Raw genomic sequence first — 13,502 nt, 5'->3', positions numbered from 1 at the left:
AGTTTAGTTTTCGCTCTCAGGAAATTCAAGTTTAATAAGCCCGAACAACGAATAATTAATCATATCCATATAGTTGGCATCGATGCCTTCCGATACAATAGTCTGACCTTTATTTTCCTCTATCTGCTTTGTCCTGTAGATTTTTGTCAGAATAAGATCTGTATAAGAACTGATACGCATAGCCCGCCAGGCTTCGTCATAATCATGGTTCTTGGCATACATCAACTCTTTGGTTTGAGCCATATGCTTATCATATAAGGCCAAAACCTGATCTTCGTCCAAATCCACACTGTCGGAAAATCCGAGTTCGAGTTGGATAAGCCCGATAATACCATAGTTGACAATACCAACAAATTCGGGAGCAATACCTTCGTCGATAAGGCTTACACCTTTTTCTTCGATGCTTCTTATCCGTTTTGCCTTAATCAGAATCTGATCTGTAACCGATTGAGGGCGAAGGATTCGCCACGATGCCCCGTAATCTTTCAGCTTTTTGGCAAAAAGGGTGCGGCATATCTCAATCACTTTCTCAAACTGCGCTTTGGTATCTGCCATGTTAATATCTCTATTTTTCAGTGTGCAAAGGTATGAAAAAATGTTTAATGTATGCTTTGCTTCATTTGCCATTTAATTTTTATGAATACCTATGGCATAAAAAGTAACATTTTTTCAGTTAATAGCCAACAAATATCAGTAAACAGTTAGCAGTAAACAGTCAACAACTGGTAAGATGTAAAACCTTTGCGTCTTTGCGTGATACAAAACAAAACGCCAGCCAACTTGTAACCCGTAACTGCCCGAAGGGCGAAGTAACCTGTAACTGTTAAAAGGTAACAAAGGTAACAGTTTTTTCAGTGAACAACTTGTATCTCGTATCTTGTTTACTTGTATCTTGTTTACTTGTAACTCGTAACCGCTTTAATCAATACTTCAAAGAGCTCCGGCAATCAGCTATATATAGATAAATTTTTCGCGACATTATAATATTCTAGGGTGTTACTTTTTTCATATGGTATAAGCGGATATCTGTAGCATGGAGGCTATCAATAGCGATATAGTGGTTAGTCAGCGATTCTCTGTATTGTCTGAAATCATGCTGTATGGCTTCTCTATCCTGATGCACCAGGATAAAGTCTGCTGCAACAAAGTCTTCCAATCTTATTTCGTCAAAGCGGAATGGCCGGAAATCTTCTGTTCTCTCTCCAGTCAAGATAATATATTCATTTTCCGGGACAATTAGTTGTAACCGGGGCATGACATGATATGAGAAATCGTTTACAACAAGAGTTGTTCTCGTCCTGTCTCCACCCTTTATAAAGTCCCTTATACTCTGATAAGCCGACCCCGTCCGGTTGTAATAATTCACTCCCGAGTAAAGTCTCACTCCACCCGTGATAAGCAGAAGAAGCAGAAAAGCATATGATAGCCGCCTGTATCGGGGAAACTCCAGGGCCTTCGCCAAAATAAGAGCCAGACTTAGAATGAAAAGGCCAAATGAGCAGGTCATATAACGTGTTACCAGCACCGGCAGGTATGTAACAGAAATAATAAACCCTATCGCTACGGGAAAAAGAAATGTAATAAAGGAAATGATAGCCAGCAATGGCATTTTGTCTTTCTTTATATTATCGGACAGTAGCACTTTTATTGTCAGGACTAATTGTATCGCCATCAGAACAATCAATCCGGTCATCATTTGCAGCTTCGAAAAATAAGTAAACGGTTGCCAGATTTCCTTCGGTGAATAGAAATAGTAAATATGCAGGAATAAGTCGTTCAGGGTTAATGGCTTTATCCAGTAACCGGATGAAACAGCATCGACCTGCCCCCACAATTGAATAAGCCATGGCAGATAAACTATGGAGAATAACACTCCGCAAAGAATCAGATAAGTCAGTTTCTTTTTTGCCCGTATCAGGATGATGAAAAAAAGTATATATATGCCAAAAACACTTAATAGCCCATAGTTATGGAAATATGCTGCGCAAAGGCCTGTTACAAGAAATACCCCCCAACACATCCTACCTCCTTTTTTGAAAGCCTGATAAGCAGATAATGCACAGGCCAAGACAAAAAACATTGTCCACGAATACATCCTTATTTCTGTTGCCAGATACTGGGTAACCGGAAATATAATAATCAGTAGCATAAAGGTAATGGCCGTTTTATCTCCGAATAAACGCCGTATAGGAAAACAGCCTAAAAGGAGAACCGCAATAATACCCAGTGTAGAAAATATTCTGAAACAGAAGAGAGAATCTCCAAAAAGGGAGCTGAAAAGTTTTAAACACCAGTAATATAACGGAGGGTGTACATCTGATGCCGTAATATTTAGAATATCTGCATATGAAGCTTTTGCCATAGAAATGGAATACACATCGTCGTATAAAAGACTTGTATCCTTAAAGTCGAGATATGTAAATAAGGAAACCCCGGCGATAAACAGGCAGACATATATCAGAGCAGTCGAAAACTTCATCGTCCGTTTTTTGAATTTTTCCATTCCAAAGATTCCATTAAAGCTACAATATCTTCACGCAGGAATCCTATTACAGGAGCGATAGAATCGGAATTGGCCTGCTGATTGAAATATAATGAGCCTCTCAGAAAATTAGATGTGTTATCAGTCAGATAAAATTGTACCGGGCTTGCTACCGGACCTCCTATGTCATAGATTATACCGGATGTATGGTGTAAGGAATCCGTATATTGCGATTGCCGTATACCATTAGCTTTCAGAGCATGGCTGTATGCCAGCTGATAGCTAACCTCCAATGCTCCGGAAAGCTTCTTTTTGTCGACAGGCATGTATGTACAATATATAATTGCATCATACGCAGGGTAAATGATATTGAACCAGAAACCTGATTCATTACCATTTTCCACTTCCTCGATCCGGGCATTAGCTGAATACAGAAAAGAAAATGCAGGATGTCCGTATTTCACCACGCCGGATTCTTCCCTGTCTATCCGCGGATATCCTACAGGTTTCGGCGTATATTCGTTGCACGAAACGAATATACAACAGATGATCAAGAACAAAGCTGCTTGCTTTCCCATATTCATGCTATGTAAAAATAGTCCTGTGACCTAAAATAAAAACAGATTAAAGCAAACAGTCTCCTATTTGTATTAACCTGTCTAACATATCTGATAAATCTCATTCTACGAGATCATTAATCTCTTTTAAAATGGCAAATCATCTTCCTCCGATACATTTGGGGAGTTATATGGATTAGGTGATTGATAAGATTCGCCTGTAGGTTGTGAATACGGCATATTTTCATTTCCTTCTCCACCTTCCCTCCTGCGACTGCCCAGCAATTCAAGATTATCTGCATATATCTCATTCACATACCGTTTCATCCCGTTGGCATCGTCGTATGTGCGCGACCGTATCTTACCTTCTATATATACTTGTGTCCCTTTTCTCACAAACTGTTCCGCCACTTTAGCCAGGCCTCTCCAGCACACGATGTTATGCCATTCGGTGCGGTCGGGTATCTGGGTACCGTTTGCCGCTGTATACCCTCTCTCGGTAGTGGCAAGGGTAAAATTTGCAACTACGCTGCCATTATCGAAATATTTCACGTCGGGATCTTTCCCTACATTTCCTATCAATATTACTTTGTTCACCGACATATTCAACTATCCATTTTGTTTATAATATCACAAATATAGGAAAAAAATCCACTTAACAGATTCTGCAACATATTATCTTTCCATTTTCCCGACAGAAACTATTTTCTGCAGAAAAAGTGAGTTTGGTATGATTATAAGCTCATTTTCATTTGTCCTGAGATGGGTATGAAAAGTCAGGATATTCTCTATTACGGCATCGATAGGAGTATCTTTATCCAGGATATGAATCTCATCTCCAATTTTAAATGGGGTAGTAAAAAATATAATAATTCCGGCTGTAATATTACTCAGGATAGACCATTGGGCAAACATGGCAACGCCTATTACTGCAAATATCGAAGATAAAGCCACCAGCATATTTTGCGGCTGCACTCCCCAGATAATTGCAAGGGTAACCAGACAAGTGAAATTGATAAGGATATTTATCACTTGTATTATATGCAATGTCCGTGGTTCTGACTTCAGAGTAAGAGAACCATACTTCCTTATTATCTTACCTACAATATATTTTGAGGATGGTGTTAATAAAATTATAACCGCTGATGCTATTATCTGAGGTAAATGATCTGTTATTATGGTTAAGATATCTTTTTCCAACATTTCTTTATATATGTAAAAGAGACGCAGTCCGCAGGCTACGTCTCTTTTTATTTATTAGTTAATCAATTTAATTCTTTGTAAACTGAATATAATACGCATTGCTACCATCCCACTGCCAGTTACCGATGTATTGAGGTTCTGTAACATCTTTTTTCTGATATCTGAATTTCACAGGGACATTTACATAGTCGGTACTTACACCGCTAAAATTAGGTCTAAATTCAGCAATACCTGCTCTGAGGGACGATAAATTTCCAACAGCATAGGAAGATTCGTTTACTGACTCACCGCCGACAGCGTCTGTTATCACGAATCTTATATCAATTATAATCTTATTATCCTTTACAGGGTCTATTTCTACTACTGTGGTGCCATCTGTATATTTCTGATTGTCCGGATCATAATAGAAGAAAACTTTGACTTCGTCCCGTTCTTTCTTTGCCAGATTATAGCCGATCAGCCAGTTATCCCCGATCGCATTGTTCCAGGACCAAGCCTGTATACTTAAACTTGAAGGGCTGATTGTCTCTAAATTTTCAGCCGGCTTCTGAAATAATCCCTTTGTTATCGCCTTCCCATCATTCAATACATTTACATACTCAGCATTATAATAGCCGTCTGCTGATCCGGATATTATTTTATAAGCTATAAAATAGCAATTACCGGCTGTTAACTTAGTAATATTTTCATGCATTATATATCCGTTAGATGTAATGGCATACCTTTGGCCATAATTGTTCTCCACAATATAAGCAAAATCCTTCTCAATAGTAAATGAACTATCCCCATCTCCCAGACATGATGACATCAGTAACACCACGGAGAGTACACTACAAAAAATTTTCAGTAAAGATGTTTTTTTCATGTTTATTTTTAATTGTATTAATTTTTAAAAGTCAAACTTAATTCCCAGATTCAGATCCAACTGAGTCTTTCGGTCAGAATATATGGTCCTGTATTTATTTCCGGCGTCGAAGTAATATGCTCCTCCTATCGTTCCGTAAAAATACATTTTCTTATACAGAGGGTAGGATATTCCTATAGATGATCTTACCGAAAACTGAGGATTTGATTGTTTCACGGATTCTTTAATGTAATACGGCTCTGAATAAAAGATACGGCCAGCAAGATCCTTATCTTCGATGTCGAGCATAGAGAAGCCCATGTTACTTATATATCTTCCGTTTATATCTTTCTGTATCATTCCTCCCAAAGCAAAATAAAATTTAGTCTTACCCAATTCAAAGAACGTATAATTCAGCGACAATGGTATACCCAGATAGTTAAAATATTGTGTCTCACTTATATTAAACACACTATTCGATTTTACCTTTGAGGACAGATGCGTATAGACTATCCCTGTTTCAAATGACAATCTAGGCGCGATCTCTTTGCTTATTGTTACCCCGAATGAAATAGGCTGCCTGTGCTCCAGCTCAAATTCACTGTTTTCTTTAACTAGCGCCTCATGCAAAGTCCTTGTCCTTACAGGGTGAGAGAACAGCAATCCTCCACCTCTTTCACTTACATTGTCAGCAAACAACCCTGAATTCGCTGTAATTCCAACAGAGAGCCCTTTCGACGGTGATGTTACTTCCGGCAACATGACTACAGTTTGTGCCTGCACCGGAACTTCTTTCTCCTCTTTTTTCTCTTCTTTCTCAGGCTCTTCTTTCTTCAATGGTTCAGATACAGTTTCCTGTACCGGTTCCGCTTTGCTTACTGGTGGTACTACAGGTTCAGCTATAGCCCTGGCTCTGGCCAGTCGCGGCAGCACAGCTTTCGGAATTTCAATCACTGTATCCGCATCCTGAATTTCCTCAGGCGACTTAACTTCTTCTGTCGCTACAACATTAGCATCTTCCATCACCGGTTTATCATCTGTTGGAATAAACAATATACCTGTTGCAATTGCTGCCGCTACACCTACAGCAATAGCGATGGTCTTTATAATAGATGCTTTTGTGGTCGAAGAAGCTGCATTGGCTGTTGAAGAATTTGCAGATGATGACGAAGATGATGCATCAGGCGCTTGTACAGGCTGATTAGACAAAAGCTGATCCAGCCCACCCCAAACGGATGCAGGCACTTCCGGCTCAAAGTTTCCTAACTTTGAGGAGAATAGATCCTTTATTTTGTCTTTATCTTCTATCATTTTTATGATCTCTCTTTAATATATTGTCTCACTTTCCCCTGTAATATCTGTCTTGCTCTTACATATTGAGAACGTGAAGTACCTTCACTTATATTCATCATTTCTGCTATTTCCTTGTGTGAATAATCTTCTATTGCATACAAGTTGAAAACTGTAGAATAGCCACGAGGCAGGTCTTGCACCATATTCAGCAATTCACTTTCCGATATTTTATACATTTGTTCGTCTTCGGTAGAATCATCCACTATATCGGGAAGATCCTGAACATCATCGGAAGTCTGAATTATTGATTTTTTCTTTCTTAAGTTTTCTAAAGCCAGGTTTATAAATATGCGCTTGAGCCAACCTTCGAAAGAGCCCCTTTCTTGAAATGAATCAATATTAGCGAACACTTTCATGAATCCGTCCTGCAATAAATCCTGAGCAGCGTCCTGATCCGAACTATAGCGTAAGCAAATACTATACATCTTACGGGCATATACCTCGTATAGCATTTTTTGAGCTTCACGCTTTTGTTCTTTACAGCCTGCTATAATTTGCAGTTCATTCATATTGGTCAAGCTTCATTTTAGAGATGCATTTTTTGTAGAAATGTTGCATCATCTAGTATAAATTTCATTTACTATTATCTTTTTTTAGTAATAATGAAATTTATGTTTTTGTCTTTTTTATTTTTATAAATTAATTATCCAGGTTTTTGGGTAAACAGCACCATTTTCACTTGCAGTTTATTCCCAATATCAATCACATCTACAACGTCCTGCAGACTCAGTGACCTGTCTGCCTGTAATAGAACATTTACCTCGACATTATTGTTCTTTTCTTTTTCCTTTGTAATGGCAGACATCAGTGCCTGCTCGATTTCTTCTTTTACGACTTCCTTATCATTGACATAATATCTCAGATCCTGAGTTATTATAAGATTAATATTTTTCTTGGTCACAACCTGCTCTGAGGTAGCAGCATTTGGCAAAAGAACCCTGATAGCCGCCGGAGTAACCATTGTAGATATAATAAGAAAAAACAACAACAGGAAGAACATTATATCATTCAATGAAGAGGTATAAACCTCCGCAGCCCTTGTTTTTCTCCGTTCTATTTTCATGTTTTCTCTTTTTTAGGAATAACCTCTATAAAATCAGGCCTCAACAGTACCTCTTTTATAAGCTCTGATTGCTTTCAATACTTCGTTCGATTCTTTATCGATATTAACTACTACTTTATCGATACGTCCATTCAGCACATAATATCCGGCATATGCTATTATCCCCACGAGCAAACCCGCTCCGGAACATATCATTTTCTGATAAAGTCCTGTAGAAATCGTATCTATGGCCAGATCGTTTGTCTTAGCTATATCATAAAATATTTTTATCACCCCGAAAATCGTACCCAGAAACCCGAGCATCGGTGCAATAGAAGCTGTAATTCCCAGCCAGTTCATCTGACTTTCCAATATGCTTATTTGCTGACGGGCTTCTACTTCCATCGATTCCTGTATTTCCTTATCATCACGGTCAAAATCTTTAAGTCCGGCCGCAATCACTTTAGCAGAAGCATAAGGGCGTTCTATACAGAATTTAAGGGCCTTGTCTACTTTCCCTTCATGTATAAGTTCTACTACACGGGATAACCAGACAGAGTCTTTTTTACCAAGACGGTTTACTACCAGCCACTTATTAATAATGACATATATAGCTAAAAGCGATAAAAGAAAGATTGGTAACAGTATCCAGCCACCTTTCATTACCAGGCTTAAATAACTCTCTTCGGGAGCAGTCTGGACGGTTTGCTCCGCCATTTCTACAACGGGAGTAGCCGCTTGAAGTAAAACAAATAAATTCATAAATGATATTTGTTGTATATATTTTATTGTACAAAATTCGACAGAAGCTCAAAGATACAGTCTTCTGTCGAATTCTATTTATAAATTAATAATCTTTAATATATGCCAAAACTAACTTTATCTATATATTGATAGAAACAGCTTACCATGCCGATTACAAATATTCCGACCATCGATACTACCAGTGATATTTTTAAATATCCGTCTGTATTAACAGTCTCGATAGGAGAATTGTTCTTATTGATGAACATTGCTTTAACTACCAATAGATAATAGTACAATGATATTACAGTATTCAGGAATGCGAGGAATACAAGCAATACATGTCCCTGCTGCATAGCCGTCATAAATACGAACAGCTTACTGAAGAAACCGGCTGTAGGCGGAATGCCTCCCAGCGAGAACATAGCGATCATCATAGCCAGTGCCAGTTTGGGATTTGTATAATATAATCCGTTATAGTCATCCATATTCACCTTTCCTGTTTTGTCTTCTATCGCAGAAATAACTCCGAAAGCCGCCAGGTTCGAAAATACATATACAAAGATGTAGAACATCGTTGCAGCCATACCTTCGGCCGTTCCCGTAAATACACTCAACATGATATAACCGGCCTGCGATATGGAAGAGAAAGCCAGGAAGCGTTTCATATTCTTCTGACGGAGAGCAAACAGGTTACCAATTGTAATCGTAAGCAGGATTATGATCCATATTATGTTTTGCCAAACGTCCGCGAGTACCGGAAATACTTTGAACAGGATGGTCATCAGTGCAAATACCGCTGCTCCCTTAGAAATCGTGGATAAATAAAGGGTTACATTTGTAGGCGCGCCCTGATATGTATCCGGAGCCCAAAGATGGAACGGAACAAGGGATATTTTGAAGAATATTCCGGCCAGGATAAATACCATCGCCATTATTACCATAGGCGCAGAATATATATTTGTGGCGATATCTGCATAATATAGCGTTCCGCAGGCTCCATATAAGAATGATAACCCGAAAACCATCATACCTGACGAGAAGATAGCATTAAATATATATTTGGCTCCGGCTTCAGCCGATTCTTGTCTGTATTTATCAAACGCAACCAAAGCCGCAATAGGCAAAGATGCCGTTTCAAGACCAATATAAAACAACAGGAAGTTTCCGGAAGAAACCATCAGGTTCATACCTATCAGGGTAAGTATGGTCAGCATGAAAAATTCTCCGCGCTTAATAATCGAATCAGGTCTGTTCAGCCATGAATTTGCCTGTAAGAAAATCAGGAATACACCTATATTCAGGATATTCTTTATTGTAAGATAAGCCGGACCGGTAACATACATGCCAGCAAAGGACGCTCCATTGTCTTTAAAAAAGAAGCATAGGACGGTGTGCACCAGAAACAGCGTACAGGCCACAGGGAAGAAATATTTCTTTGCGTTGTCCGAAGCAAACAAATCATAAATAATAAGTAAGAGAAATACCACTATCAGTGATAACTCGTGCTTCATCAACAAATAATTACTCAAATCCATTTTTATATCTTAATTTTAGTTACGAGTTACAAGTTACGGGTTACGAGTAACTTCCTTTTGTATTTTATATTGTTTACTGTTTACTGTTAACTGATTTATTTTATATACCCCAGACTTGCTGTAATCAGATCGGAAATCCATCCCGGGAATAATCCCATGCCTGCGACACAGACTATCAGTCCTACTGTGGCTATCTTCTCATGCCATACAGCATCGGTCAGTTCCAGGTGATGCGGGTCCTGAACTGGTCCGAACAGTATTTTACCAACCACTTTCAGTATATAAACTGCTGTCACCACAATTGAGGATATAGCAGCAATCGTAAATATCCGGTGGAACATATCGTTATGTTCGAATGCACCCACGAAAATTGTCATTTCAGCCACAAATCCACTCAATCCCGGAAGACCAAGAGAAGCCAGACCGGCAATTACATAGCATACACTGAGGAATGGCATAATCTTCATCAGCCCACCCATTTGGCGTATATCGCGGGTATGTGTGCGTCCGTATATCATACCTATCAGGGCAAAGAAAAGGGCTGTCATCAGACCGTGCGAAAGCATTTGCATCACTGCCCCGGTCATAGCCGTCTGGTTCATCATCAATATAGCGAACAATACCAATCCACAGTGGCTTACCGAGGAATAAGCATTGATATATTTCAGGTCTGTCTGGGCGATAGCACCCAGTGCTCCGTAGATAACACTGATACCCGTAAGTATTATAAATATCCATGAAAGTTCATCGGCTGCTTCCGGCATCAGGCGCATCGCAATGCGGAAACACCCGTATCCCCCCAGTTTCATCAATACTCCGGCATGAAGCATAGATACTGCTGTAGGTGCTGATGCATGACCATCAGGCGACCATGTATGGAATGGGAATAAGGCACCAAGAACCCCGAACCCTAAGAATGTAAGCGGGAATATCCAGTATTGAGCAGAGAGTGGAATACTATTATTGGCTGCAATTTCGAGGATATTGAATGTGTAGTCACCTGTAGTTGAAGAATGGTAATAGATTCCAAGAATACCTACAAAGAGGAATGCGGAACCTCCCATCAGCATGAGGGTCAATTTCATTGCCGAATATTCTTTGCGTCCCGTACCCCAGAGTCCGATAAGCAGGTACATCGGTATCAGGGCTATCTCGTAGAAGAAGAACATGGTAAACATATCCAGAGAGATAAAGAATCCATATACACCGATCGACAATAGTGTCAGCCACATAAAGAAGTCCTTCGGTAACGGGTTCATATTCCAGGAAGCAAAAGTACCCGTAAATATGATAATGGCGGTAAGCAGTATCATCAGTACCGAAATACCATCAACCCCGATAGCATAATGTATGTTCATGCTTGCTGCCTGAAACCAGACTGCGTCGAATGTAAACAACATTTCCGCAGCATTCCCTGCTGCCCGTTCCTGATAGAACATAAACAGGAGAACCAAAGCCAAAATAACTTCTATAACTGCACCTACTACTCCCACGGTGCGTACTTGTTTGATGTTGCGACACGGTATGAACGCAAGTAACATCACAACAGGGACCAGAACAAATAATGAAAGAATATTCATATTTTTTAGCTTTTAACCTTTAGCTTATAGCTATTAGCTTTTTTAAACTTTACATTTATCTTATTTTCTGTCTGCCAACAGCTAATAGCTATAAGCCAACAGCTTAATTCTTATTTACAAATAAAAGCAATTAACCATCCGCCAAAACCGACCACAAGTATCAATGCTCCCAACAGGTAAGCCAATGCATACTGCTGAATATATCCTGACTGGAAATTCTTGATCGTACTGGACGCTGCCTGTGTCATATAAGCCAGTGAATCCATGAAGCCGTCCACAAACTTCTTATCGAACCAGGCTATAGTAGCAGAAATACGTTTAAAGATTATATTACGTGTTACATACAGCCACAATTCGTCGAAATAGAACTTATTATGCGCCCATTTGTAGAATGTACTGATGCTTGATGCGATTTTGTCTGGTATATCGTTTTTCTTGAAGTACAATCTGAATCCGATACCGATACCGACAAGTGATATCAATACGCTGGTTACCGCAACCTGCATATTAATATGCGCTTCGTAAGGCACTCCATCCGAAGTCACAAACTTACTGAAAGGAACAAAACCTGCCCCGAAGGCAAACACAGCCAGTATAATCAAAGGGATTGCCATTGATGGACCCGCCTCATGCGGTTCATGGTGATAATGTTTCTTTTCATAGAAAAAGATACGAAGGAACAGGCGTGTCATATAGAACGCGGTCAATCCCGCTGCAACCGACAAGATTATATATATCGGAAAATTGTGCTCCATTGCGGCAGCCAATATCTCATCTTTACTAAAGAATCCTGAGAATGGATAAATCCCGGCTATAGCCAGCCAGGCAATACCGAACGTAATACAGGTGATTGGCAGTTTCTTGGCAAGTCCGCCCATATCCCCCATCTCATTACTGTGCACTGCATGGATGATAGCTCCGGCGCAAAGGAATAATAATGCTTTGAAGAATGCATGCGTAAACAAGTGGAACATACCCGCCATATAACCTAATCCTTCGTGATCCCCGAATTTGGAAACGCCTAAAGAAGTAAGCATGAATGCAATCTGCGATATAGTCGAGAATGCCAGTACACGTTTTATATCGGTCTGGGTACAGGCCACCACCGCAGCAAACAATGCCGTGATCGCTCCTACCCATGCTATAACAGTCAAAATCTCCGGCGCTCCGAAATGATATATCGGGAACAAACGCGCCACAAGGAATACTCCGGCTACAACCATCGTTGCGGCATGGATAAGGGCTGACGCAGGGGTCGGACCTTCCATCGCATCGGGCAGCCAGATGTGGAACGGCATCATCGCCGATTTCCCGGCACCTCCCATAAATATAAGGAGCATTGCCCACGAAAGGACAGACATGCCAAGGAATGACATTCCGGCTGTAGATGATACACAGATATCTGCATTCGATGCAGTCAATGTAGCAAAGTCGAATGTACCTGTGAAATATGATAGCAACAGAATACCTACAAGGAAGAAGAAGTCAGCAAAACGGGTAACAATAAACGCTTTCTTCGAAGCGGCTACTGCCGACGGTTTTACATAATAGAAGCTGATGAGCAGGAATGAAGATACCCCCACAAGTTCCCAGAAGATATACATCTGGAATATATTGGTCGCCACAACAAGCCCCAGCATCGCGAAACTAAACAGGGACAGAAAAGCATAATAGCGTTGGAATCCTTTTTCGCCCTTCATATAACCCAAACTATAAACATGTACCATCAGTGATACGGTAGTAATCACAACCAGCATCATCACCGATATAGGATCGAGGTACATACCTAAATCGATATGTAATGTATCTGTAAATCTTAACCACTGGAAGTGGAATACATTTATAGCCTGATAAACGCCATCGGCGCCTTTCCCTACTTCGAAGAAATACTGATAAGCTGTAGTATAAGCCAGCACTGCCATTACTGCGAGGGAAAGGCTTCCCAGTGTTCCGGCAATTACAGGCTTCATATATTTTCCGCCCAGCCCCAGAATGAGGAACATTACGACAGGAAGTACAAGTATCAGTATAGAATAATTAAATGCGTCCATATTTTCTTTTAGTTACGAGTTACAAGTTACAAGTTACGAGCTTCTTTTTCAGACACTCCCACCTTAAACCGTAACAACTCTACATTATTATATTTTCTATTTGAGCCT

General features: G+C 39.9%; 13 protein-coding genes. All 13 read right to left on the bottom strand.

Annotated elements, in window-relative coordinates:
• Positions 1–3 precede the first annotated feature (3 nt).
• On the bottom strand, positions 4–555 hold the full coding sequence (locus ACYQ3L_RS07200) for a DUF1599 domain-containing protein (RefSeq protein ID WP_380000638.1): 552 nt from the start codon (positions 553–555) through the stop codon (positions 4–6).
• 433 nt (positions 556–988) lie between these two features.
• Entirely contained in the window at positions 989–2,503 is a 1,515-nt protein-coding gene (locus ACYQ3L_RS07195; RefSeq protein ID WP_380000640.1) for a glycosyltransferase family 39 protein, read from the bottom strand.
• On the bottom strand, positions 2,476–3,060 hold the full coding sequence (gldD, locus tag ACYQ3L_RS07190) for a gliding motility lipoprotein GldD (protein ID WP_380000642.1): 585 nt from the start codon (positions 3,058–3,060) through the stop codon (positions 2,476–2,478). Before gldD ends, ACYQ3L_RS07195 begins: the two co-directional genes overlap by 28 nt.
• A 126-nt stretch (positions 3,061–3,186) precedes the next feature.
• Entirely contained in the window at positions 3,187–3,642 is a 456-nt protein-coding gene (locus ACYQ3L_RS07185) for a single-stranded DNA-binding protein (RefSeq protein ID WP_380000644.1), read from the bottom strand.
• Between the two features lie 72 nt (positions 3,643–3,714).
• Complete coding sequence (locus ACYQ3L_RS07180; protein WP_380000646.1) at positions 3,715–4,242, bottom strand: mechanosensitive ion channel domain-containing protein; 528 nt, start codon at positions 4,240–4,242, stop codon at positions 3,715–3,717.
• A gap of 67 nt (positions 4,243–4,309) precedes the next feature.
• Positions 4,310–5,107 carry a hypothetical protein gene (locus ACYQ3L_RS07175; RefSeq protein WP_380000649.1) on the bottom strand — a complete coding sequence of 266 codons (798 nt, stop codon included), beginning with the start codon at positions 5,105–5,107 and terminating at the stop codon, positions 4,310–4,312.
• A 24-nt stretch (positions 5,108–5,131) separates the two neighbouring features.
• Positions 5,132–6,397: a hypothetical protein gene (locus ACYQ3L_RS07170; protein ID WP_380000651.1), complete on the bottom strand. Its 1,266-nt coding sequence runs from the start codon at positions 6,395–6,397 to the stop codon at positions 5,132–5,134.
• A 2-nt stretch (positions 6,398–6,399) separates the two neighbouring features.
• The gene (locus tag ACYQ3L_RS07165) at positions 6,400–6,948 is read right to left on the bottom strand and encodes an RNA polymerase sigma factor (protein WP_380000653.1); all 549 of its coding nucleotides are present in this window, start codon (positions 6,946–6,948) and stop codon (positions 6,400–6,402) included.
• Between the two features lie 134 nt (positions 6,949–7,082).
• Positions 7,083–7,502, bottom strand: a complete 420-nt coding sequence (locus ACYQ3L_RS07160) for an ExbD/TolR family protein (protein ID WP_380000656.1) — start codon at positions 7,500–7,502, stop codon at positions 7,083–7,085.
• Between the two features lie 33 nt (positions 7,503–7,535).
• Complete coding sequence (locus ACYQ3L_RS07155; protein ID WP_380000658.1) at positions 7,536–8,243, bottom strand: MotA/TolQ/ExbB proton channel family protein; 708 nt, start codon at positions 8,241–8,243, stop codon at positions 7,536–7,538.
• Between the two features lie 95 nt (positions 8,244–8,338).
• Positions 8,339–9,763: an NADH-quinone oxidoreductase subunit N gene (locus ACYQ3L_RS07150; protein WP_380000660.1), complete on the bottom strand. Its 1,425-nt coding sequence runs from the start codon at positions 9,761–9,763 to the stop codon at positions 8,339–8,341.
• 95 nt (positions 9,764–9,858) lie between these two features.
• On the bottom strand, positions 9,859–11,343 hold the full coding sequence (locus tag ACYQ3L_RS07145; protein ID WP_380000662.1) for a complex I subunit 4 family protein: 1,485 nt from the start codon (positions 11,341–11,343) through the stop codon (positions 9,859–9,861).
• 110 nt (positions 11,344–11,453) lie between these two features.
• On the bottom strand, positions 11,454–13,394 hold the full coding sequence (gene nuoL, locus ACYQ3L_RS07140) for an NADH-quinone oxidoreductase subunit L (protein WP_380000664.1): 1,941 nt from the start codon (positions 13,392–13,394) through the stop codon (positions 11,454–11,456).
• Between the last annotated feature and the right edge of the window lie 108 nt (positions 13,395–13,502).

This window comes from Dysgonomonas termitidis, from assembly GCF_054657735.1.
The sequence above is the reverse complement of the archived record's forward strand: the minus strand, read 5'-3'. Positions and strand labels throughout refer to the sequence as shown.